Annotated in this window: 21 protein-coding genes and 1 pseudogene; 14 read left to right on the top strand and 8 right to left on the bottom strand. The window is 58.1% G+C overall.

Annotated elements, in window-relative coordinates; genetic code table 11:
* Positions 1-23: 23 nt before the first annotated feature.
* The 11 genes from arcA (at position 24) to RHM56_RS16810 (ending at position 12,957) form a co-directional block, all read left to right on the top strand.
* Positions 24-1,280, top strand: coding sequence for an arginine deiminase (gene arcA / locus RHM56_RS16760; RefSeq protein WP_322234115.1), 1,257 nt, complete (start codon positions 24-26; stop codon positions 1,278-1,280).
* A 77-nt stretch (positions 1,281-1,357) separates the two neighbouring features.
* Positions 1,358-2,368, top strand: coding sequence for an ornithine carbamoyltransferase (locus tag RHM56_RS16765; RefSeq protein ID WP_322234120.1), 1,011 nt, complete (start codon positions 1,358-1,360; stop codon positions 2,366-2,368).
* Between the two features lie 120 nt (positions 2,369-2,488).
* Positions 2,489-3,418 carry a carbamate kinase gene (gene arcC / locus RHM56_RS16770; RefSeq protein WP_322234123.1) on the top strand — a complete coding sequence of 310 codons (930 nt, stop codon included), beginning with the start codon at positions 2,489-2,491 and terminating at the stop codon, positions 3,416-3,418.
* 57 nt (positions 3,419-3,475) lie between these two features.
* Positions 3,476-3,835 (top strand): DUF5064 family protein, encoded by a 360-nt coding sequence (locus RHM56_RS16775; protein WP_322234126.1) that lies wholly within the window; start codon positions 3,476-3,478, stop codon positions 3,833-3,835.
* Between the two features lie 157 nt (positions 3,836-3,992).
* The gene (locus tag RHM56_RS16780; protein WP_322241796.1) at positions 3,993-5,501 is read left to right on the top strand and encodes a sigma-54-dependent transcriptional regulator; all 1,509 of its coding nucleotides are present in this window, start codon (positions 3,993-3,995) and stop codon (positions 5,499-5,501) included.
* Positions 5,502-5,856: 355 nt separating this feature from the next.
* Positions 5,857-6,240, top strand: a complete 384-nt coding sequence (gene gcvH / locus RHM56_RS16785; protein ID WP_322234128.1) for a glycine cleavage system protein GcvH — start codon at positions 5,857-5,859, stop codon at positions 6,238-6,240.
* Between the two features lie 10 nt (positions 6,241-6,250).
* Complete coding sequence (gene gcvP, locus RHM56_RS16790) at positions 6,251-9,109, top strand: aminomethyl-transferring glycine dehydrogenase (protein WP_322234131.1); 2,859 nt, start codon at positions 6,251-6,253, stop codon at positions 9,107-9,109.
* A 118-nt stretch (positions 9,110-9,227) separates the two neighbouring features.
* Positions 9,228-10,604, top strand: a complete 1,377-nt coding sequence (locus RHM56_RS16795) for an L-serine ammonia-lyase (RefSeq protein WP_322234134.1) — start codon at positions 9,228-9,230, stop codon at positions 10,602-10,604.
* A gap of 17 nt (positions 10,605-10,621) precedes the next feature.
* Positions 10,622-11,746, top strand: a complete 1,125-nt coding sequence (gene gcvT, locus RHM56_RS16800) for a glycine cleavage system aminomethyltransferase GcvT (RefSeq protein WP_322234137.1) — start codon at positions 10,622-10,624, stop codon at positions 11,744-11,746.
* Between the two features lie 415 nt (positions 11,747-12,161).
* Positions 12,162-12,374 (top strand): cold-shock protein, encoded by a 213-nt coding sequence (locus RHM56_RS16805; protein ID WP_007977299.1) that lies wholly within the window; start codon positions 12,162-12,164, stop codon positions 12,372-12,374.
* Positions 12,375-12,468: 94 nt separating this feature from the next.
* Entirely contained in the window at positions 12,469-12,957 is a 489-nt protein-coding gene (locus RHM56_RS16810; protein ID WP_322234148.1) for an RDD family protein, read from the top strand.
* Positions 12,958-13,096: 139 nt separating this feature from the next.
* On the opposite strand, the gene RHM56_RS16815 is transcribed toward RHM56_RS16810, so the two are convergent.
* The 4 genes from RHM56_RS16815 to rpoE all read right to left on the bottom strand — a co-directional run bounded on the left by RHM56_RS16815 (position 13,097) and on the right by rpoE (position 16,886).
* On the bottom strand, positions 13,097-14,521 hold the full coding sequence (locus RHM56_RS16815) for a DegQ family serine endoprotease (protein WP_322234151.1): 1,425 nt from the start codon (positions 14,519-14,521) through the stop codon (positions 13,097-13,099).
* A gap of 184 nt (positions 14,522-14,705) precedes the next feature.
* On the bottom strand, positions 14,706-15,674 hold the full coding sequence (locus tag RHM56_RS16820; RefSeq protein ID WP_322234153.1) for a MucB/RseB C-terminal domain-containing protein: 969 nt from the start codon (positions 15,672-15,674) through the stop codon (positions 14,706-14,708).
* Positions 15,675-15,682: 8 nt separating this feature from the next.
* Positions 15,683-16,273 (bottom strand): sigma-E factor negative regulatory protein, encoded by a 591-nt coding sequence (locus RHM56_RS16825; RefSeq protein ID WP_322234155.1) that lies wholly within the window; start codon positions 16,271-16,273, stop codon positions 15,683-15,685.
* Positions 16,274-16,304: 31 nt separating this feature from the next.
* Entirely contained in the window at positions 16,305-16,886 is a 582-nt protein-coding gene (gene rpoE / locus RHM56_RS16830) for an RNA polymerase sigma factor RpoE (RefSeq protein ID WP_019411405.1), read from the bottom strand.
* Positions 16,887-17,405: 519 nt separating this feature from the next.
* Between rpoE and nadB the strand changes: the two genes are divergently transcribed.
* Positions 17,406-19,022 carry an L-aspartate oxidase gene (nadB, locus tag RHM56_RS16835; protein ID WP_322234158.1) on the top strand — a complete coding sequence of 539 codons (1,617 nt, stop codon included), beginning with the start codon at positions 17,406-17,408 and terminating at the stop codon, positions 19,020-19,022.
* Here the strand turns inward: nadB and RHM56_RS16840 are convergent.
* Positions 18,991-19,443: a protein YgfX gene (locus RHM56_RS16840; RefSeq protein WP_322234160.1), complete on the bottom strand. Its 453-nt coding sequence runs from the start codon at positions 19,441-19,443 to the stop codon at positions 18,991-18,993. The two genes, nadB and RHM56_RS16840, sit on opposite strands and share 32 nt — an antisense overlap.
* The gene (locus tag RHM56_RS16845; RefSeq protein WP_019692540.1) at positions 19,427-19,681 is read right to left on the bottom strand and encodes a succinate dehydrogenase assembly factor 2; all 255 of its coding nucleotides are present in this window, start codon (positions 19,679-19,681) and stop codon (positions 19,427-19,429) included. The genes RHM56_RS16840 and RHM56_RS16845 overlap by 17 nt, the downstream gene beginning before the upstream one ends.
* Before the next feature lie 149 nt (positions 19,682-19,830).
* Between RHM56_RS16845 and RHM56_RS16850 the strand changes: the two genes are divergently transcribed.
* Entirely contained in the window at positions 19,831-20,775 is a 945-nt protein-coding gene (locus RHM56_RS16850) for a folate-binding protein (RefSeq protein WP_322234165.1), read from the top strand.
* 21 nt (positions 20,776-20,796) lie between these two features.
* A pseudogene (locus RHM56_RS16855) lies at positions 20,797-21,614 on the top strand (HDOD domain-containing protein).
* Positions 21,615-21,835: 221 nt separating this feature from the next.
* Here RHM56_RS16855 and RHM56_RS16860 read toward each other — a convergent pair.
* Both RHM56_RS16860 and RHM56_RS16865 read right to left on the bottom strand, forming a co-directional pair.
* Positions 21,836-23,242 carry a sensor histidine kinase gene (locus RHM56_RS16860; RefSeq protein ID WP_322234168.1) on the bottom strand — a complete coding sequence of 469 codons (1,407 nt, stop codon included), beginning with the start codon at positions 23,240-23,242 and terminating at the stop codon, positions 21,836-21,838.
* Entirely contained in the window at positions 23,235-23,906 is a 672-nt protein-coding gene (locus RHM56_RS16865; protein WP_322234171.1) for a response regulator, read from the bottom strand. Before RHM56_RS16865 ends, RHM56_RS16860 begins: the two co-directional genes overlap by 8 nt.
* Positions 23,907-24,241: the final 335 nt, after the last annotated feature.

A 24,241-nucleotide genomic window follows, 5' to 3' on the forward strand; every position in this document is an offset into this window, starting at 1 on the left:
ATGTACTTTGGAGGATGACTGTAATGACCACGGAAAAAGTGAAGTACGGCGTACATTCCGAAGCCGGAAAGCTGCATAAGGTTATGGTGTGCTCCCCAGGACTGGCTCACCAGCGCCTGACCCCGAACAACTGCGATGAGCTGTTGTTTGATGACGTGCTCTGGGTTAACCAAGCCAAGCGCGACCACTTCGATTTCGTGACCAAAATGCGCGACCGCGGGATTGATGTGCTGGAAATGCACAACCTGCTGACTGACATCGTCGCCATTCCAGAAGCGCTGGACTGGATCCTTGAACACAAAGTGACACCGAATCAGGTGGGTGTAGGCCTGGTCAATGAGGTCAAGGCCTGGATCAAAAGCCTGGAGCCGCGTCACGCAGCCGAGTACTTGATTGGCGGCGTATCGGCTGACGATCTGCCTAGCAGCTTCGGTGGCAAGACCATCCAAATGTTCCGTGACTTCCTCGGTCACACCAGCTTCATCCTGCCACCGCTGCCGAACACCCAGTTCACTCGCGACACCACCTGCTGGATCTATGGCGGCGTCACGCTGAACCCGATGTACTGGCCAGCGCGCCGTCAGGAAACCCTGCTGACCACCGCGATTTACAAGTTCCACCCCGAGTTCACCAACGCCGACTTCCAGATCTGGTACGGCGACCCGACAGCCGACCACGGCAATGCCAGCCTGGAAGGTGGCGACGTGATGCCAATCGGCAAAGGCGTGGTACTGATCGGCATGGGCGAGCGCTCCTCACGCCAGGCCATTGGCCAACTGGCCCAGAACCTGTTCAAGAACAAAGCGGTTGAACGCGTCATCGTTGCAGGCTTGCCAAAATCACGCGCGGCCATGCACCTGGACACCGTGTTCAGCTTCTGCGACCACGATCTGGTCACCATCTTCCCGGAAGTCGTGAACCAAATCGTTGCCTTCTCCCTGTACCCGGATGAAAGCAAAGCGGGCGGCATTGACGTACGACGTGAAGAAGGCAGCTTCCTGGATGTAGTCGCCAAGGCGCTGGGCCTCAAAGCCCTGCGCGTCGTCGAAACCGGCGGCAACGCCTTCGCCGCCGAGCGCGAGCAGTGGGATGACGGCAACAACGTAGTGGCTCTGGAGCCGGGCGTGGTGATCGGTTACGACCGCAACACCTACACCAACACCTTGCTGCGCAAGGCCGGTGTGGAAGTGATCACCATCAGCGCATCTGAACTGGGACGCGGCCGTGGCGGCGGCCACTGCATGACCTGCCCAATTATCCGCGACCCGATCGACTATTAATTCACTCAATTGATTGCTTGCGCTGGCCTCCATAAGGGGCGGCGCAAGCCGGTTAACCAGAAACCCAGGAGATCCCCATGGCGTTTAACATGAAAAACCGCAGCCTGCTGAGCTTGGTTCATCACACCCCTCGTGAGCTGCACTTCTTGCTGGATCTGTCCCGTGACCTCAAGCGCGCCAAGTACACCGGTACTGAAGAGCCGCACTTGAAAGGCAAAAACATTGCGCTGATTTTCGAAAAAACCTCGACCCGCACCCGTTGTGCGTTTGAAGTGGCGGCCCACGACCAGGGCGCACACGTGACGTACATCGACCCGGTTTCTTCGCAAATCGGCCACAAAGAAAGCATGAAAGATACCGCCCGCGTTCTGGGCCGCATGTTTGACGCCATCGAATACCGTGGCTTTGAGCAAGTGGTTGTGGAAGAGCTGGCCAAGTACGCCGGTGTGCCCGTGTTCAACGGCCTGACCGCCGAGTTCCACCCCACGCAAATGATCGCCGACGTGCTGACCATGCGTGAACACAGCGACAAGCCGTTGCACAACATCAGCTATGCCTACCTGGGCGATGCCCGCAACAACATGGGCAACTCCCTGCTGCTGATCGGTGCCAAGCTGGGCATGGACGTGCGCATCGCGGCCCCTAAAGGCCTGTGGCCAGAAGAAGCGTTTGTTAAGCAGTGCGAAGAATTCGCCAAGGAAAGCGGTGCCAAAATCACCCTGACCGAAGACCCGAAAGCCGCCGTTAAAGGTGTGGACTTCATCCACACCGACGTTTGGGTATCGATGGGCGAGCCTGTTGAAGCCTGGAACGAACGCATCAAACTGCTGCTGCCGTATCAGGTCAATGCCGAGATGATCAAAGCGGCAGAGAACCCACGCGTGAAGTTCATGCACTGCCTGCCAGCGTTCCACAACAGTGAAACCAAAGTCGGCAAAGACGTGGCAGAACACCACCCGAACCTGAAAAACGGCATTGAAGTGACAGAGGAAGTGTTCGAATCACCGGTCAACATTGCCTTTGAGCAAGCCGAAAACCGCATGCACACCATCAAGGCAATTCTGGTAGCGGCTCTGGCTGATATCTAACGCCCTAACGCCCATCCTGTAGGAGCGAGCTTGCCTCGCGATCTTTTAAACGATCTAAAGATCGCGAGACGAGCTCGCTCCTACGGATCCGGCCCTCCCCTTTAAATAAGGACATTTTCTATGCGTATCGTCGTTGCACTGGGCGGTAACGCCCTTCTGCGTCGCGGTCAGCCCATGACCGCTGACAACCAGCGCGAAAACATCCGCACCGCCACCGCCCAAATTGCCCGCATTGCCCCAGGCAACGAGCTGGTCGTGGCGCACGGTAACGGGCCTCAAGTCGGTCTGTTGTCACTGCAAGCCGCTGCCTACACAGACGTTGCGCCCTACCCGCTGGACGTACTCGGGGCTGAAACCGAAGGCATGATCGGTTACATGATCGAGCAAGAACTGGGCAATCTGCTGCCACAGGAGGCCGCGTTTGCCACCTTGCTGACCCAGGTCGAAGTCGACCCCAAAGACCCGGCATTTCAGAACCCGACCAAACCGATCGGCCCGGTGTACAGCGAAGCCGACGCCAAGCGCCTGGCCGCTGAAAAAGGCTGGGACATTGCCCCGGATGGCGACAAGTTCCGCCGTGTAGTGCCAAGCCCCAAGCCCAAACACATCTTTGAGATCCGCCCGATCAAATGGCTGCTGGAAAAAGGCACTATCGTGATCTGCGCAGGCGGTGGTGGCATCCCCACCATGTACGGCGAAGACGGCAAGCTGCGCGGCATCGAAGCGGTGATCGATAAAGACCTGGCCTCGTCCCTGCTGGCCCAACAGCTCAACAGCGACCTGCTGGTGATCGCCACGGACGTCAATGCAGCCTTTATCAACTGGGGCAAACCTGACCAGAAAGGCATTGCCCAAGCCCACCCGGACGAGCTGGAAAAACTCGGCTTTGCCTCGGGCTCCATGGGCCCGAAAGTCGAAGCGGCGTGCGAGTTTGCCCGCAAGACCGGCAAGACTGCCGTGATCGGCGCACTGGCGGATATTGAAGCAATCGTTCAAGGTAAGGCTGGTACTCGGGTCAGCACCGAGAAATCTGGCATTACCTATTTCTGAACCCAAAGGCAGGCTTCGCGGCCTGCCCTTGACTACTTAGCCCCAAGGAGCAGCCCTATGGCCTCGTTCGAACCCGGTCACCTGCATATCCATCGTGAGCCGCTTCAGCCCGGCGACTTTGGCTATGACATCAAAATCGATTACCAGGTCGTTCAGGATCCCAAGGAAGGCAAGTCGATGCAGTTCGACATGCACGGCCAGATCAATGGCAAGGAATTCAAGGACTCGTTCACGCTGCCCAAGGACATGGCGTTCGACTTCGCCCGAGTCGGCTTCAAGATTGCAGTGAAAAACGGCATTCCGAGTAATGCGAACATTCTGTCGATGCACAAATACTACGACTTGATGTTCAAGGACGTACGAGAGCAACTCGACGTCAAGCCAGGCGACCCAGTTAAACCCGAGCACCTGGAATAACCCCAGCCCCTGTAGGAGCGAGCTTGCCTCGCGATCTTTTGATCTTTAAAAGCAAAAGATCGCGAGGCAAGCTCGCTCCTACACACGACCCAAATTTCACCAATCCTCCCCGCCAAGGCATACTGGCCACCCCTTGGCCGAAGTTCTCCTCGTTCCCATGCGTATCCATGTCAGTTTTATCGACCGTGTCGGCATCACCCAGGAAGTTCTGGCGTTGCTCGGCGGGCGTAATCTCAATCTGGATGCGGTGGAGATGGTTCCGCCCAACGTTTACATCGATGCCCCGACCCTCAGCCCGCAAGTGCTCGACGAACTGCGCGAAGCGCTGTTCCGGGTCAACGGTGTGCAGTCGGTGATGGTGGTCGACATCCTCCCCGGCCAACGCCGCCACCTGCAACTCGATGCACTGCTCGCCGCCATGGCTGACCCGGTTCTGGCGCTGGACAGCGACGGGCATGTGCTGCTGGCCAACCCGGCACTGGTGACGCTGTACGGCCGCGACCCGACCGGTGAAAGCATCGGCGAGCTGTTCAGCGATCCGGGCTTGCTGAATGTGTTGCTGGAAAACGGTTTTCGCCTGCCCCTGCGCGAGGTCACGCTTAACGGCCATCCGCTGATGCTCGACGCCACACCGATTACCGATGCCGGTGCCCTGCTCACGCTGTACCAGCCGAGCCGCATTGGTGAACGTCTGGCCGCGCTGCACCACGACCACGCTGAAGGCTTTGACGCATTGCTTGGTGACTCGCCTGCGATCCGCACCCTAAAAGCCCGTGCGCAACGCGTGGCTGCGCTGGATGCTCCATTATTGATTCAAGGTGAGACCGGCACCGGCAAAGAACTGGTGGCCCGCGCCTGTCACGCCATCAGCGCCCGTTTTGCGGCGCCGTTTCTGGCCTTGAACTGCGCCGCGCTCCCGGAAAACCTGGCCGAAAGCGAACTGTTCGGTTATGCCCCCGGCGCCTTCACCGGCGCACAACGCGGTGGCAAGCCGGGGCTGATGGAACTGGCCAACCATGGCACGGTGTTTCTGGATGAAATCGCTGAAATGTCGCCGTACCTGCAAGCCAAGCTGCTGCGCTTTTTGAATGACGGCAGCTTCCGTCGGGTCGGTGGCGAGCGCGAGGTCAAGGTCAATGTGCGTATCCTCAGCGCCACACACCGCAACCTCGAAAAAATGGTCAACGAGGGCACGTTTCGCGAAGACCTGTTCTATCGCCTCAACGTGCTGAGCATCGAAGTGCCGCCGCTGCGCGAGCGCGGCCAAGATATTTTGCTGCTCGCGCGAACGTTCATGCAGCAGGCCTGCACGCAAATCCAGCGCCCCGTGTGCCGCCTCGCACCGGGCACTTACCCGGCGCTGTTGGGCAATCGCTGGCCGGGAAATGTGCGCCAATTGCAGAACGTGATCTTTCGCGCGGCCGCCATCTGCGAAAGCACGCTGGTGGACATTGGCGACCTGGACATTGCCGGAACCTCGGTGGCGCGCCAAGGTGACGGCGAAATTGAAACCCTCGAGCACGCCGTTGAATCCTTCGAAAAGGCGCTGCTGGAAAAGCTCTACATCAGCTACCCCTCGACCCGGCAGTTGGCCAGCCGTCTGCAAACCTCGCACACGGCCATTGCGCACCGGCTGCGTAAGTACGGCATCCCAGGAAAAAATTAACCCCCCTTTGTAGGAGCGAGCTTGCCTCGCGATCTTTTTAAGATCAAAAGATCGCGAGGCAAGCTCGCTCCTACAAGGGCGTATTGAATTCATTCCACTGGAACGATTTCGATACACGCACGCCAATCCTCAGTAGCTCAAGGCTTTGATCCTCTTGGATTTTTTAATGCCGCTGGCACTGTATCGATTTCGCTACAGCACGCCATTCAAATCCCCTTCAAAAAATACTCAACCACCTGATAAATAAGACTTTTATCAAAGTGGCAACCTTCTTGCAGTGAACTCGTCCATTGGCTCGACCTGCGCGAGCATTACACCTGTGACCACCAGACACGTCTGGCCCTGAGGAGTTTCGATGAGCGAATTGCGTTTTACTGAAGACCACGAATGGCTGCGTGCCGAAGCCGATGGCAGCGTGACCGTGGGCATTACTGCTTTTGCGCAAAACGCTTTGGGCGATGTGGTGTTTGTTCAACTGCCTGAGTTGCAGGCTTACGCCAAAGGCGCAGAAGCCGCCACCGTTGAGTCAGTCAAGGCCGCCAGCGGCGTCTACATGCCATTGGATGGCGAAGTGCTCGAAGTGAATCCCGCGCTCGACAGCAGCCCGGAACTGGTCAACGAAGACCCGCTGGGGCAAGGCTGGTTCTTCCGCTTCAAGCCTGCTGATGCCCATGCCGTCGACACGTTGTTGAATCAGGACGCGTACGACCGCCTGATCAAAGCCAACGCCCAAGCCTGAGGAATTCACCATGACTATCACTCTCAGCACCGCCAATGAATTCATCGCGCGCCACATTGGCCCGCGTCAGGCCGACGAGCACGCCATGCTCGCCACGCTTGGTTTTGAATCGCTGGAAGCCCTCAGCGCCAGCGTGATCCCGGAAAGCATCAAGGGCACCAGCGTTCTGAACCTGCCAGCCGGCCAAAGCGAAGCCGATGCACTGGCTTCGATCAAGGCCATCGCCACCAAAAACCAGCTGTGTAAAACCTATATCGGTCAAGGCTATTACAACTGCCACACGCCTTCGCCGATCTTGCGCAACCTGCTGGAAAACCCGGCCTGGTACACCGCTTACACGCCGTATCAGCCAGAAATTTCCCAGGGCCGACTCGAATCGCTGCTCAATTTCCAGACGCTGATCAGCGACCTCACTGGCCTGCCGATTGCCAACGCGTCACTGCTCGACGAGGCCACCGCCGCTGCCGAAGCCATGACCTTCTGCAAACGCCTGAGCAAGAACAAAACCAGCCACAGCTTCTTTGCCTCCAGCCACTGCCACCCGCAAACCCTGGATGTGCTGCGCACCCGCGCCGAGCCGCTGGGGATTGAAGTGGTGGTCGGTGATGAGCGCGAGTTGAGCGATGTGTCGACATTCTTCGGCGCGCTGCTGCAATACCCGGCCAGCAATGGCGATGTGTTCGACTACCGCGAGCTGGTAGAACGCTTCCACGCGGCTAACGCACTGGTGGCCGTAGCGGCTGATTTGCTGGCCCTGACCTTGCTGACCCCGCCGGGTGAGTTCGGCGCCGACGTGGCCATTGGCAGCGCCCAGCGTTTTGGCGTGCCACTGGGTTTCGGCGGCCCGCACGCGGCGTATTTCTCGACCCGCGACGCGTTTAAGCGTGACATGCCGGGGCGTCTGGTCGGTGTTTCGGTCGACCGCCATGGCCAGCCTGCGCTGCGCTTGGCAATGCAAACCCGCGAGCAACATATCCGCCGCGAAAAGGCCACCAGCAACATCTGCACCGCCCAAGTGCTGCTGGCCAACATCGCCAGCATGTACGCCGTGTACCACGGCCCTAAAGGCCTGACGCACATCGCTCAGCGCATTCATCAGCTGACCGCGATTCTGGCGCAAGGCCTGACGGCGCTGGGGCTGAAGGTTGAACAACACCAGTTCTTCGACACCTTGACCCTGAACACCGGCAGCCACACGAACGCCCTGCACGCCAAGGCGCATGCTCAGCAGATCAACCTGCGCGTGGTCGACAGCGAGCGCCTGGGCCTGTCGCTGGACGAAACCAGCAGCCAGTCCGACGTGATCGCGTTGTGGACGCTGCTCGCCGCTGACGGCCAGGCATTGCCTGACTTTGACGCGCTGGCGCAATCGGTAAAAGGCACCCTGCCCGCGGCCTTGCTGCGCCAATCGCCGATTCTGACCCACCCGGTGTTCAACCGTTATCACTCCGAAACCGAGCTGATGCGTTACCTGCGTCGCCTGGCCGACAAGGACCTGGCGCTGGACCGCACCATGATCCCGCTGGGCTCGTGCACCATGAAGCTCAACGCCGCCAGTGAAATGATCCCGGTGACCTGGGCCGAGTTCGGCAACCTGCACCCGTTTGCACCCGCCGAGCAAAGCCTGGGCTACCAGCAACTGACCAGCGAACTGGAAGCCATGCTCTGCGCGGCCACCGGCTACGACGCGATCTCGCTGCAACCCAACGCCGGCTCTCAAGGGGAATACGCAGGCTTGCTGGCCATTCGCGCCTATCACCAGAGCCGTGGCGAAGAACGCCGCGACATCTGCCTGATCCCGTCCTCGGCGCACGGCACCAACCCAGCCACCGCCAACATGGCAGGCATGCGCGTGGTCGTGACCGCCTGTGATGCACGCGGCAACGTCGACATCGAAGACCTGCGCGCCAAAGCCATCGAGCACCGCGAGCACCTCGCCGCCCTGATGATCACTTACCCGTCGACCCACGGCGTGTTCGAAGAAGGCATCCGCGAAATCTGCGCCATCATTCATGACAACGGCGGCCAGGTGTACATCGACGGCGCCAACATGAACGCCATGGTCGGCTTGTGCGCGCCGGGCAAGTTCGGTGGCGACGTATCGCACCTCAACCTGCACAAAACCTTCTGCATCCCGCATGGCGGTGGCGGCCCGGGCGTTGGCCCGATTGGCGTCAAGTCGCACCTCACGCCGTTCCTGCCGGGCCACGCCAGCATGCAACGCAAAGAAGGCGCGGTCTGCGCAGCACCGTTTGGCAGCGCGAGCATTCTGCCGATCACCTGGATGTACATCCGCATGATGGGCGGCGAAGGCCTGAAACGCGCTTCGCAGTTGGCGATTCTGAACGCCAACTACATCGCCCGCCGTCTCGAAGAGCACTACCCTGTGCTGTACTCGGGCGCCAACGGCCTGGTCGCACACGAATGCATCCTCGACCTGCGCCCGCTCAAGGAAAGCAGCGGCATCAGCGTGGATGACGTGGCCAAGCGCCTGATCGACTTTGGCTTCCACGCCCCGACCATGTCATTCCCGGTGGCGGGCACGTTGATGATCGAGCCGACTGAAAGTGAGTCCAAGGAAGAACTGGACCGTTTCTGCGAAGCGATGATCCGCATCCGCGAAGAGATTCGTGCAGTCGAAAACGGCAGCCTCGACAAAGAAGACAACCCGCTGAAAAACGCCCCGCACACAGCGGCCGAAATCGTTGGCGAGTGGGCTCACCCCTACAGCCGTGAGCAAGCGGTGTACCCGGTAGCGTCCTTGATCGAAGGCAAATACTGGCCGCCGGTGGGCCGTGTCGACAACGTGTTCGGCGACCGCAACCTGGTCTGCGCGTGCCCGTCAATCGAGAACTATCAGGAGGCTTGATCCCGATCTGTAGGAGCGAGCTTGCCTCGCGATCTTTTGATCTTTTAAAAGATCGCGAGACGAGCTCGCTCCTACACGTTTTGCTTGCCAATACACCGATAAGAAACCGGAGAACCCTATGTCTTTAAGCGTGTTCGACCTGTTCAAGATTGGCATCGGCCCCTCCAGCTCTCATACCGTCGGTCCCATGCGTGCCGCTGCGCGGTTTGTCGAAGGCTTGCGGCGTGACGACCTGCTGCACAGCACGGCCTGCGTAAAAGTAGAGCTTTATGGCTCCCTCGGCGCCACCGGCAAGGGGCACGGCAGCGACAAGGCCGTGTTGCTGGGGCTTGAAGGTGAACACCCGGACACCGTTAACACCGAAACCGTGGCCGAACGTTTGGCGGCCATTCGCAGCAGCGGGCGTTTGAATCTGCTGGGCGAACACCCCATCGAATTCAACGAAAAGCTGCACCTCGCGATGATTCGCAAACCCCTGCCCTTTCACCCCAACGGCATGATTTTTCGCGCCCTGGATGCGGCTGGTATTCAGATCCGCAGCCGCGAGTATTACTCGGTCGGCGGTGGTTTTGTGGTGGATGAAGGCGCCGCAGGCGCTGACCGCATTGTCGAAGACAGCACCGAGCTCAAGTACCCGTTCAAAACCGCCAAGGATCTGCTGCACCATTGCGCCACGCACAACCTGTCGATCAGCCAGGTGATGCTGGCTAATGAAAGCGCCTGGCGCCCCGAAGCCGAAACCCGCAGCGGTTTGCTGCACATCTGGCAGGTCATGCAGGACTGCGTGAGCGCGGGCTGTCGCAATGAAGGGATTTTACCCGGTGGCTTGAAGGTCAAACGCCGGGCCGCCGCGCTGCATCGTCAACTGTGCGCCAACCCTGAAGCCGCGCTGCGCGATGCGTTGTCCGTGCTCGACTGGGTCAACCTGTACGCGCTGGCGGTCAATGAAGAAAACGCCAACGGCGGACGCGTGGTCACGGCCCCCACCAACGGCGCGGCGGGGATTATTCCGGCCGTGCTGCATTACTACATGCGCTTTATCGGCGGCGCCAACGAAGACGGCGTGGTGCGGTTTTTGCTGACCGCAGCCGCCATCGGCATTTTGTACAAAGAAAACGCCTCGATCTCGGGCGCCGAAGTTGGCTGTCAGGGCGAGGTCGGCGTGGCCTGTTCCATGGCCGCCGGCGCGTTGTGCGAGGTGCTGGGCGGCAGCGTGCAGCAGGTCGAAAACGCTGCCGAGATTGGCATGGAGCATAACCTCGGCCTCACCTGTGACCCGATTGGCGGGCTGGTGCAAGTGCCGTGCATCGAGCGCAACGCCATGGGTTCAGTCAAGGCCATCAACGCCGTGCGCATGGCCTTGCGCGGCGACGGCCAGCACTTTGTCTCGCTCGACAAGGTGATCCGTACCATGCGCCAGACCGGCGCCGACATGAAAAGCAAATACAAAGAGACCGCCCGCGGCGGTCTGGCTGTCAACATTATTGAGTGCTGATTTTCAAGGAGTCACGAATGTCCACCGAACACCTGCTTAAAACCCCGCTGCACGCACTGCACCTTGAACTCGGCGCCCGCATGGTGCCGTTTGCAGGCTATGACATGCCCGTGCAATACCCATTGGGCGTCATGAAAGAGCATCAACACACCCGTGAACAGGCCGGGTTGTTCGATGTGTCGCACATGGGGCAAATCCTCCTGACTGGCGCCGATGCGGCCAAAGCACTGGAAACCCTGGTGCCCGTGGACATCATCGACCTGCCGGTGGGCATGCAGCGTTATGCCATGTTCACCAACGAGCAAGGCGGCATTCTGGATGACCTGATGGTGGCTAACCTGGGCAATGACCAACTGTTTTTGGTGGTCAACGCGGCCTGCAAGGATCAAGACCTGGCACACCTGCGCAAGCACTTGAGCGCCCATTGCGACATCCAGCCGTTGTTTGAAGAGCGCGCTTTGCTGGCGCTGCAAGGCCCGGCGGCGGTTGAGGTATTGCAACGCCTGGCGCCAGAGGTGACGAATATGACCTTTATGCAGTTTGCCCCGGTCACCTTGCTGGGCGTTGACTGCTACGTCAGCCGTTCGGGTTATACCGGCGAAGACGGCTTTGAAATCTCGGTGCCAGCAGTAAACGCTGAAGCCTTGGCGCGCCGCCTGCTGGCAGAACCAGAAGTTCAGGCCATTGGTTTGGGCGCACGCGATTCACTGCGGCTTGAGGCCGGTTTGTGCCTGTACGGACATGACATGAACGAAAACACCACACCTGTTGAAGCCAGCCTGTTGTGGGCCATCTCCAAAACGCGTCGCGCCGATGGCCCGCGTGCCGGTGGTTTTCCGGGTGCCGAGCAGATTTTTTCCCAGCAGCAAAAGGGTGTTGCACGAAAACGGGTCGGCTTGTTGCCCCAAGAACGTACACCCGTGCGTGAAGGCGCTGAAGTGGTTGATAAAGAGGGCAACGTCATCGGTAGCGTGTGCAGCGGCGGCTTCGGCCCGACACTCGGCGCACCACTGGCAATGGCTTACCTGGACACCGGACATACAGCCGTAGACAGCGAAGTCTGGGCAATAGTCCGCGGTAAAAAGGTCCCGATGAAAGTCTCAAAAATGCCATTTGTAGCGCAACGCTATTACCGAGGTTAAGCGCCAGACTATTCGCTATTTGTATATACAGTTGTATGTTCACGTTACTTGCGGGCCATACAACTGCTACAAAACAGTGCGAAGTTTCGATAGTGAAAACAACATTTAAAACACGAAAACAATTGAACCTATCTATGAGCACACTTCATTTAAGGCCGAGTTCCTACAGGGTTTGCGCTCATTTAAGTGAACTACACGGGGCTCTAAGGTGTTTATTTAAGGGGCTTGTTTTTTCAATCCCAGTTTCGTAGAGTTCGACCACTGTGTTTGCATGGGTCGCTGGAATCGTGACCTGGGCAGTAGCTCTATGATTGCTACAACCCGTTCTGCGTCTCTTACTTTCCTGCAACCCAGCACCAGTCCTCTTTCAATGCAAAGGGGCTGTCATTAATTGTTAGTGTCAAGGAATTAAGAAATGTCCCAACGTCAGAGCGGTACCGTTAAGTGGTTTAACGACGAGAAAGGTTTTGGTTTCATCACTCCGGAAAGCGGCCCGGATCTGTTTGTGCACTTTCGTGCCATTCAGGGCAACGGTTTCAAGAGCTTGAAAGAAGGCCAGAAAGTGACCTTCATCGCCGTACAAGGCCAAAAAGGCATGCAGGCTGACGAAGTTCAAGCTGAAGCCTAAGCCTCTGTTGCACAAAAGCCTCTGATGCTGACATCAGAGGCTTTTTTATGGGCGTAATTTCGTACTATGGGTTTTTCCTTCACGAGACCCTGCCATGTCGAAACAACCACTTAGCCCTCAAGGCGACTTTCCCGCCGTTGGCCTGGGGCGCCGCCTGGCAGCCATGTTCTATGATTTTCTGCTGTGTACTGCCCTGCTGATCGTCACCACGTTTATCTACAAGCTGATCATGATGGGCTTTATCGGCGAGGCCAAAATGCGCGCGCTGTCAGAGTCCGGAGCGCTGGACGGCGACCCGCTGCTTTCAACTATTTTGTTCTTCGTGCTCTTCGCCTTCTTTGCCAAGTTCTGGACCCATAACGGGCAAACCCTGGGCATGCAGGTGTGGGGCGTGCGTGTACAAAACGCGGACGGTACAGCCATCAGCCTGTGGCAGGCGCTGTTGCGGTTTATTGTGTCGATGGGTTCGTGGCTGTGTTTAGGGCTGGGGTTTATCTGGGCCGTGTTCGATAAACAGAACCGCACGTGGCACGACCTGTACTCAAACAGTCAGTTGGTGCGTATTCCCAAGCTGAAGAAATAAAAAAAGCCCGTATCTGTCGATACGGGCTTTATTAACGTTTGCGCCTTCTGAAAACCCGCGGCCATCAGATCAGCGGCGCTTCAGAGAAACGGGTTGCTTCGCAACCCTTCGCAGCCTTCGGCAGCGACTACGCGTTTAGCTATTCAGCCAGCTTGAAGGTAATAAAGCTGGCACGACCTTGACGCAGTACACGCATCGACACCGAACGATTTTTCGGCAATGCCTTGGCAATTTCAGTGAATTGCTTGGCATCGGAAATCGCTTGGTTGTTGAGGTGAGTAATCACATCGCCAGGTTGCAGACCAATCAACGCTGCAGGACCGTCCTGTACGTCTTTGATGATCACGCCACCTTTGATGTCGTTGGCCTTTTTCTGCTCGTCGCTCAAGTCCGCCACGGACACACCCAGACGGTTGCTGCTTTGCTCAGCACCGGTAGTGCCTGCCAGCTCTTTGCCTTCATCCGGGATCGCACCGACCGTCAGGTCCAGCGTTTGGCGCTTGCCGTTACGAATCACGTCAAGGGTCGCTTTGCTGCCCGCTTTGAGAGCCCCCACCAAGTGCGGCAGGTCTGCCGACATGACAATTGGTTGGCCGTTCATGCTCAGGATCACGTCACCCACTTGCAGACCGCCTTTGGCAGCCGGGCCGTTGTCCAGCACTTGAGCAACCAGTGCACCGGCAGGTTTGTCGAGACCGAAGGACTCAGCCAGGTCTTTGTTGACCTCTTGAATCACGACGCCCAACCAGCCGCGGCTCACTTTACCGCCAGTCTTGAGCTGATTGGAAACATCCATCGCGACATCAATAGGAATCGCGAAGGACACGCCCATGAAGCCACCGGAGCGGGTGTAAATCTGTGAGTTGATGCCCACCACTTCGCCTGCCAGGTTGAACAGCGGACCACCCGAGTTACCCGGGTTGATCGGCACGTCAGTCTGGATGAACGGCACGTAGCTTTCGTTCGGCAGGCTGCGGCCGATGGCGCTGATGATGCCTTGGGTCACGGTGTGGTCAAAGCCGAACGGCGAACCGATCGCCACGACCCATTGCCCGGCCTTGAGGTCCTGGGATTTACCCAGTTTCAGAACCGGCAGGTTTTTGCCTTCAATTTTCAACAACGCCACATCGGAACGCGGGTCAGTGCCCACCAGCTTGGCTTTCATTTCGCTGCGGTCAGACAGACGCACGATGATTTCATCCGCATCGGCAACCACATGGTTGTTGGTCAGAATGTAGCCATCAGGCGAGATGATAAAGCCCGACCCCAAAGACTGGGCCTCGCGCTGACGTCCGCCTTGACCACCGCCACCACTGCCTGGCGGCATGCCGCGCTCAAAAAAATCACGCAGACCCGGTGGCAGGCCTTCCAGATCAGGTATTTGCATGCCGGAGGCTTTGCGGTCTGGCAGCTTTTGCGTGGTACTGATATTCACAACAGCGGGCGAGGCTTGCTCGACCAATTGCGTGAAGTCCGGTAGCTGCGCTTCAGCCAGGGCCGGTACTGCCTGCCCGAGCATCATCACGGCAGCAAAAATGGGTAAGTAAGATTTCAATCGAGGCATTGATTTACAGCTCCCGTTAATAGCAGCAGGGGTAGGCACCAGATCCCAAAAAACTAAAGCCAGCATAGACCGTATTTTTGACACCCGGAAAACAAACAAGGCCAGCGCCCGTAGGGCCCTGACCTGGATGAAAAGATGAAACACAGTGCACATTAATAGGTTGACCGCTCATTTCGGCGTTCCACTAAGGTTTGGCCTGAGATGGGGTTTCGGCCTGCCCTGCTCGTATTGAGAGTGCAATGCGCTCGGCGGTACCCATCGGTATTTCGCCCACAACCGTCGCCATGATGTCTCCGTCTGGCGTGGTGAGATGCCTTGAGACCGCAACGGTCGGGCCAAGCTGCAACCGCATATCGGGAACAGCGGCGCCTTTCAAGGGCTCAAGAAACACAGAAAACCGGGTCAGACCATCGTCATACAGGAGACTGGTCACCTCTGACTTGGTCTTGGGATCGCGGCGCACACCACTGCTGAGCAACTCAAAACCCGGAGGCAGCCAGTCGGAATGCCAGACATGCGCAGGTTTGATCGAGGGCGAAGCATCATCCGCCACAGCAACCGCCCGGCATTGCCCACTGGGCTTGAGCTGGCTGTCATCAGGAGGCGTAATTTCCAGATGGGTGAACTGAAAACGTTCCAGCAACTGGCCTTTGTCATTAAGCAACAATGACTTCAACGGCAAGCCGGTTTCACGGTCCAAATACAGTTCGACGCCATAACGATGCTGGTCGCGCGGAGTCAGTGCAATAACCGCTACGGGACGACCTGCTACCCGCGAGTCACCGGTGCGGGTCACGGAATACCAGTCATCAAGCCGCTGGAGGTCGAGCTGTCGCGCGGCGGTGTCGGCGACATCGCCAACACCTGAGATAAATTTGCCAGTGACGCACTCAGTGCGTCCATCAGCACGAACCACCTCGTAAGCAGCGCCATCGAGCTGAAGCAGCCGTTCACGAACCTTCCCGTCTTGTACACGGTGCCAGATGCCATGGGTCGAAAAACTCCCATTACGCTCGTAAACGAAGGTGCCCTGATAACTTTGCTGCTGCTCGGCTTGCCCAAGCCGTTTAAGCCAGTCTTGGGCATCATCAGCCTGTGCGGGTACAGCAAACCAGCCACTGAGCAAAAGCGGTAACAGAGGTAGGACGCGCATGATGGTCCTTAGCGGTTTTCCAGGCTGGCAGCACGTGCGTAAGGCAGAGGACTTTCAGTACCCTTCGAGGCCGCTTGTTCAGCATGTTGGCGCAGGTAGCCCGGCAAACGCTGATCTTGCCAGCCAGGTTGACCTTGCAGCACACCGTTAGCCATCGGCCCAGTGCCGTGATCTGTATTCTCGGTGTAGTTGGCCAGAACAGCCGGGCCTTTAACCATCGGAGCGCTCAGGCTCGGCTGGCCGCTTTGCTGGGCAAGCTGGGCACCGACGATGTCATCCTGGTTGTACAGTCTGACACCTGCCAGCACGGCAACGGTCACCGAGGCAGCAACGGCCAGACGGCCTATGTTGCGCCAAGGGCCACGGACCACTTTGGCCGGGGTTTGCTCTTCGGCCAACGCGGCCGACACAGCAGATGCGATGTCCAGACGCGGAATCAGCAAGTCCTTGTGCATCACCGCACGGGCAACCTGATAACGCGACCAGGTGTCACGTGTTTGTGGGTCGTCAAAGGCATTCAATACCCGACGTAATTCCAGTTCGTCCGCTTCGTTATCCATCACTGCGGACAGCGATTCCTGCAGGGCTTCACGACTCATGGCGGTTCCTCTCTTGGCTGTCGCCGCTGTCTCAGTTTTCCTGCAACAACGGCTGCAGGGCTTTATCGATGGCCTCCCGAGCGCGGAAAATCCGGGAGCGCACGGTACCTACCGGACATTGCATGACGCTCGCAATATCCTCGTAACTCAGACCATCAAATTCACGCAAAGTTAATGCCGTACGTAAATCTTCTGGCAGAAGCTGAATGGTGCGGTGAACCGTGCCTTCGATCTCGTCGCGGAGCAAAGCGCGCTCCGGCGATTCCAGATCTTTAAGACCGTGATCACCATCATAGAATTCAGCATCTTCAGAACTCACATCACTATCGGGTGGACGACGACCGCGTGACACCAAATAGTTTTTCGCCGTATTAATGGCGATGCGGTACAGCCACGTATAAAACGCACTGTCACCGCGAAAATTGCCAAGTGCTCGATATGCCTTGATAAAGGCCTCTTGCGCAACATCCTGGGCTTCATGGGTGTCGTGCACGAAACGCACGATCAACCCGAGAATTTTGTGCTGGTATTTCAGCACTAGCAGATCGAATGCACGCTTGTCACCGCGCTGTACGCGCTCGACCAGCTGCTGATCCTCTTCCTGGGTTAGCATGAACACTCCTCATAAGACCGGGAGGGAGAGCGCTTTGCTAATTGAGCAGGCTTGCAAACATAGACTCGGGCTTTACACAAAAGTTCTCTCCCCCTAGGCAAGTTTCCTGCGCACTCGGATTTGGCACGCACGAAAACGCAGCTCGGGCCTGCCCGGCTGCGTCAATAATCTTGTCGTCACATTCACCTGCCGAGGTCGCAACACCCACCCCGCATAGAATTGACGCGATTCCCCTTTATGATGGGCAACCCTCTATGGAACCCTGGTCTGTAGGAAAAGTTCCAAAATGCCATATCAGATTAAACACCCGGCACATCAAAAAATACGGCTCTCGCCTCGACTCGATGCTGACCGCAGGCCCTGATTCGCTGATTTATTCTGCAAATCGGCATGCAGACCGCTCAAGTCTGAGGCACACTTCTCGCCCGCTGTAATTTCCCGATGCCACAAAGGCCCGGCTATTGTGCCGATCCCCCCCTCTATATACTAGAGGGCGCTTTTTTTGCGGACATAAGAAGAATGAGCCGACATTTTCAACATGATGTGCTGGTGATTGGCAGCGGTGCTGCCGGCTTGAGCCTGGCGCTCACGCTGCCTGGCCACCTGCGTATTGCCGTGCTGAGCAAGGGCAATCTGGCCAATGGCTCGACGTTTTGGGCACAGGGCGGCGTCGCTGCAGTGCTGGATGGCACCGACACGGTGCAGTCCCACGTCGAGGACACACTGAATGCCGGGGGCGGCCTGTGTCACGAAGACGCCGTACGCTTCACGGTCGAACACAGTCGCGAAGCCATCCAGTGGTTAATTGATCAGGGCGTACCCTTCACCCGCGATGAACCCGCTGACCCAGAGCACCCAGGCTTTGAGTTTCACCTCACCCGTGAAGGCGGCCACAGCCATCGCCGCATCATTCATGCCGCCGACGCCACTGGCGCGGCCATCTTCACAACCCTGCTCGAACAAGCCCGAAAGCGCCCCAACATCGAGTTGCTCGAACAACGGGTTGCCGTTGATCTGATTACCGAACGTCGCTTGGGCCTGGAAGGCGATCGCTGCCTCGGCGCCTACGTGCTTGACCGCACGACGGGCGAAGTCGACACCTACGGTTCGCGCTTCACCATTCTGGCCTCGGGCGGTGCCGCCAAGGTGTATCTCTACACCAGCAACCCCGACGGCGCCTGCGGTGATGGCATTGCCATGGCCTGGCGTTCCGGGTGTCGCGTCGCGAACCTGGAGTTCAATCAGTTTCACCCTACGTGCCTGTATCACCCGCAGGCCAAGAGCTTTTTGATCACCGAAGCCCTGCGTGGCGAAGGTGCACACCTCAAGCTGCCTAACGGCGAGCGCTTCATGCACCGCTTCGACCCCCGTGGCGAACTGGCCCCACGAGACATTGTGGCGCGGGCCATCGACCACGAGATGAAGCGCCTGGGCATCGATTGCGTGTACCTGGACATCAGCCATGAGTCCGACGCATTCATCAAGACCCATTTCCCGACGGTCTATGAACGTTGCCTGGAATTCTCCATCGACATCACTAAGCAAGCGATCCCGGTGGTGCCGGCTGCGCACTACACCTGCGGCGGCGTGATGGTCGACGGTCACGGCCGAACTGACGTCCCGGGGTTGTACGCGATCGGTGAAACCAGCTTTACCGGCCTGCACGGGGCCAACCGCATGGCCAGCAACTCGCTGCTGGAATGCTTCGTGTATGCCCGCTCGGCGGCCACCGACATCTTGACCCAGCTGGATCAGATCGAGATCCCCGATGCCCTGCCTAGCTGGGATGCCAGCCAGGTGACGGACTCGGATGAAGACGTGATCATCGCCCACAACTGGGATGAACTGCGGCGTTTCATGTGGGACTACGTGGGCATCGTACGCACCAACAAACGCCTGCAACGCGCACAGCACCGCGTCCGCCTGCTGCTGGATGAAATCGATGAGTTCTACAGTAACTACAAGGTCAGCCGCGACCTGATTGAGCTGCGCAACCTGGCCCAAGTGGCTGAGCTGATGATCCGCAGCGCAATGGCGAGAAAAGAGTCACGGGGTTTGCATTACACCCTCGACTACCCGGACATGTTGCCCGAAGCGCTGGACACTATTCTGGTGCCAACCACCTACGTCGACTGAACTTGAGCCGCACACGCAGGCGCCGATGCTGATCGTGCGCCAGCGCGTCGCCGGGAATGCACACTGACCTCACTCTGCGCTCGCCCGGCAGACTGAAACGCACCAGCACCATGAACGGCAGCGCCATGCTGTCACGGTGCAGTTGCACGGCCTGCCAGCCCTTGGCACGGCTCCATAATTGCCAGCCCTCGGCATCGCGCCGCAAACCGGTAAACGCACTCGCATGAGTCAAGCGAATATGCCGCGGCAGCACCCAAAACCCATGCGCCAGGCACACCAAAACCCCAAGCAGGCGAGCCCACACAGGCAACGAAAGAAGGCAGATTGAGATCAGCGCCAACGATTGGGCTGCAAGATACGCCGCCAGCAATTGGCCTGAGGCCTGCCAGCGGCATTCGAAATAATTACTTGGGCTGGACACGGTCCAGGATCATGCGGACCATGCGCTGCAGCTCCGGGTCTTCAGACTCGGCACGCTCCATGAACCAGCCGAACATGTCCTGGTCTTCACACTCAAGCAGCTTGCGATAGCACTCGCGATCAACGTCATTAAGGTGGGGGTAAACCTCCTTGACGAACGGTACCAGCAGTACGTCCAGCTCAAGCATGCCGCGGCGGCTGTGCCAGTAGAGACGATTGAGTTCAACATCTTCGACCATGGAACGCTCCTCAAATAGAGCGCAAGTATACAGGCCGATCCGTCATAGAACAGTCGGCTTTGGTCGCTGTGTGTTGATCCTTTACGAACTACCCATTTACAGGTCTCCCCTCTATGATGTGCCCCAGACTTTATAACGTGCGATGACTCATGGCCGACTCCGCTTTTTTCTGCACCCTGTCTCACGAAGGCGTTCTCGCTGTTATCGGCAACGACGCCAGCAAGTTCTTGCAGGGGCAATTAACCTGCAACCTCAACTATTTGAGCGACACGCGCTCAAGCCTGGGTGCGCGCTGCACGCAAAAAGGCCGGATGCAGTCCAGCTTCCGTATCGTCCTCGAACCTCAGGGCTGTTTTCTGGCCATGGCGCGCGAACTGGTTGAGCCGCAACTGACCGACCTGAAAAAATACGCCGTGTTCTCCAAGTCCAAACTGACTGATGACAGCGCCAACTGGGTGCGCTTTGGCCTGAACCAGGCCGACGTGGTACTGGAAAGTCTGGACATCCATCTGCCAGCCGACACCGACAGCGTGGCACGTGCCAATGGCCTTATCGCCATTCGCGTCTCTGAAGGTCGTGCCGAGTTGTGGGCCCCGGTTGAACAAACCGACGCCCTGCGCCAGCACTTGCAAGCGCAACTGGTTGAAGCCGATCTCAATCAGTGGATGCTTGGCCAGATACGCGCCGGTATCGGCCAGGTCATGCCCCAGACTCGCGAGTTGTTCATCCCGCAAATGCTCAACCTGCAAGCCGTGGGCGGTGTCAGCTTCAAAAAAGGCTGCTACACCGGGCAAGAAATCGTTGCACGCATGCAATACCTCGGCAAACTCAAACGCCGTCTCTACCGTCTGTCGCTTGGGGCGAGTCACGCTGTGCCAGAACCCGGAACGCCGCTGTTTTCACCCACTCACAACAGCTCCGTGGGCGAAGTTGTCATTGCCGCTCAAGCGCAAGACAGCATTGAGTTGCTGGCCGTATTAACCACTGAAGCGGCCGAAGCGGGAGACATTCATGTGGGTGATGTGCAAGGTCCTGAGCTTTCGCTGCTTGATCTGCCTTATCAGCTAGACCGTGATCGTGAGATCCAGCGCTAATTGCCACCCTAGAGAACAGAAATGAGCATGCTGGCGCACAAAGTCCAAGTGGACTTGGTAAAGGCCATCGATCGAGATGACCTGGTTTTGCCCACGCTACCGGAAGTGGCGTTAAACATCCGCAAGGCAGCAGAAAACCCTGAAATCAGCGTCAGTAATCTGAGTAAAGTCATCGCTCGCGATACGGCGCTGGCAGCACGACTGATCAAAGTCGTTAACAGCCCGCTGCTGCGCGCGCTCTATGAAGTCACCGACTTGCACACGGCCATTACCCGGCTGGGCGTCAATTACAGCAGTAATCTGGCAATTGGCCTGGTCATGGAACAGATTTTCCATGCCCGCTCGGAAGTCGTCGAAAAAAAATGCGTGATGTCTGGCGCCAAAGCCTGGAAGTGGCCGGTATTTGCTACACCTTGTGCCGCCGATACACCTCGCTCAAACCCGATCAGGCCGCACTCGGGGGGCTGGTGCATCAAATTGGCGTGTTGCCGATTCTGACCTATGCCGAAGAACACAACGAACTGCTCTCGGACCCGGTGTCGTTGAACCACGTGATCGAGCGCATTCACCCACTGATTGGCGACAAGTTGCTCGCCGTCTGGGAGTTCCCGGAAATGCTGCTCAAGCTGCCTGGCCAATACCAAGACTTCACCCGTGAGTCCGAAGCCGTCGATTACATCGACCTGGTGCAAATCGCCACCGTGTTTTGTCATCAGCGCAACACCTCGGTCCTCAGCCAGGAGCTGAACGCCCTCCCGGCCTTCAATCGACTGAAGCTGGATGCGGACAGCGAAAAGCTTCAACAAGAGCTGGACGATGCACGCGGGATGTTTATCTAGTTGCGGCCATAAATTCTGTAGCCGCTGTCGAGGTACCAGGCTGCGATCGGCGACGCAGTCGTCGCAAATGGGCTAACGCAGCGCTTCAGGTAAATCCAGTGCTCAAGATTTACGATCGCTGCGCAATCGATCGCAGCCTCGTACCTCGACAGCGGCTACAAGAACCGTGTGCAACACACTACTTGTGGAAACACCGCAGCAGTGGCTATGCCCCCATGCGCTCAAAATTTTAGGCGATCGCCGCTGGCCGGCACAAAGCTCACCCGCACTTTCAACCCGCCCTGCACACCATCATGCAGGCTGATGTGCGCCAGATGCGCGCGGCAGATCTCGCCAACGATCGCCAGCCCCAACCCCGAACCTGCCACCTGTTGATTGCGCCGATAAAAACGCTCAAAGACTCGCTCGCGGTCTTCATGCGGAATACCTGGCCCGTCGTCTTCCACTTCCAGCACCGCCGCAGAGGTCACTCGCAAAATGACATTGCCGCCCACCGGCGTGTGCGCCAAAGCGTTGTCCACCAGGTTGCTCAACAACTCATTAAGCAAGGTCGGCTCTCCGCGTAACCACACCGGATGATCAGCCTCCAGCGCCAATGCTACCCCTCGATAATGCGCCAATGGCGCCATGGCCATGCCAAGGTCTCGCGCCAGTTGGCTGAGGTCGAGCAATTGCGCACCGCCTTCGGCAATCGCGCGCGCGCCGTTTTCAATGCGCGCCAATGACAGTAGCTGGTTCGCCAGATGCGTCAGCCGATCGGTGTCCTGTCCCGCTTGCTCCAGGGTATGACGCAAGGTCTGCGGGGCATCTGAGCGTAACCCTAGCTCAAGCCGGGCCTTGAGCACTGCCAGCGGGGTGCGCAGTTCATGGGCCGCGTCGGCGATAAACTGCGCCTGGCGCTCAAACTGTCCACGCAAGCGCTCGGTAAAGTGATTGAGCGCCTGCACCAACGGCCTCAATTCACGCTGTACAGAGACCAGCGGCAAAGGCCGTAAATCGTCTGGCTCACGCTCTTCAACCGCATTGCGCAAACGTTCCAACGGACGCAGCGCAGCGCTGACGGCAAACCAGACGACCAGTAAGGCGCCCAACCCGAGCATGCCCAAACGCAGCAATGTGTCCGCCATCAAGCTGCGCGCCATGGCCACGCGTGCCTCATCGGTTTCTGCCACGCGAATTTCAGCCATGCCATTCATGTTCGGCTCGCTCACGGCTTTGAGCAGACTCACCACGCGCACGTTCTGGCCCAGGTATTCACCGTTGTAAAAGCGCGCCAGCGCCGGGTAATCATCGGTGCGCGGGGTTCCGGGAGGCGGCGCAGGCAAGTGCTCATAACCGGAAATCAGCCGCTGGTGAATATCGTTGACCTGATAGTAGATGCGTCCGGCACTGTCGTAAGCAAACGTATCGAGTGCGACGTAAGGCACGTCAGCACTCAAACTGCCATCACGTTGCGACAAGCCCGCGGCGATGGTGCGGGCAGAAGCCAGCAAGGTTCGATCATAGGCGGTGTCTGCCGCTTCGCGACCATTGAAATAAGCGCTTAAACCGCTGGCCAGCATCAGCACCACCAGCAACAGCGTCAGGTTCCACAGCAGCCTCCAGCGTAAGCTGTCGACCTTAAACATCACGGCTTTCCAGCAAGTAGCCCAACCCCCGAAAGGTCACAATCGCCACCGACTGACCATCCAGCTTTTTGCGCAAGCGGTGCACGTAGATCTCAATGGCGTCAGCGCTCGCTTCCTCGTCCAGGCCAAACACTTGAGCCGCCAGTTGCTCCTTGCTCATGACCCGTCCGGGCCTGGCAATCAGCGCTTCCAGCACCGCCTGTTCACGCGAGGTCAGGGTCAGCAATTCGCCCCCCAAAGAGAAACGTCGGGTTTCGAGGTCATAGACCAGCGCGCCGCAACGCTGCTGCCGCTCGCCGCCTAGCACGCTGCGGCGCAACAAGGCTTTGACCCGAGCTTCGAGTTCAGTCAGCTCAAACGGCTTGGCCAGGTAATCATCAGCCCCAAGATTGAGCCCGTGAACCCGATCCTTGACGTCACTGCGCGCCGTCAGCATCAACACCGGCACGGTTTTGCCCCGACTGCGCAAACGTGCCAGCACCTCAAAACCATCCATGCGCGGCAGGCCTACATCCAGAATGACCACCGCATACTCTTCACTGCTCAGCGCCAGATCAGCAGCCACGCCATCGTGCAGGACGTCCACCGTCAAGCCCGTGCTTTTCAGCGCTTGAGCAACGCTCTCGGCCAACTGCAACTGATCCTCGACCAAAAGAACACGCATCGGGTTCACCTCATTTTTTATACGGACTCAAGTCCTTCTTGGCGCGGAGTTTACAGGCGGTAAACGCGCTGTGAAGCCCAACAGTCAATGAAAGAAAACTGAAAGGTTGGCGAAAGGTTAACCGATTACGATCAAGCAACAGGCAGTTACATCTGCCGCGCTTTTGATTCACGGCGCTGCGCAAAACACCTCGACGTGTTTTCGCCAATAAGAACAATAATGGAGCACACCCCCATGCTGATGCCTCAGCGTAAAGACTCTTGCCCTAACACGCCCCCTGTTTCGTGCTTGCCTGCCCCAGGTCTGCGAACGACACTCTGCTGCCCCTCACTTTA

It is taken from the genome of Pseudomonas sp. CCC3.1 (assembly GCF_034347405.1).
Lineage (GTDB): Bacteria > Pseudomonadota > Gammaproteobacteria > Pseudomonadales > Pseudomonadaceae > Aquipseudomonas.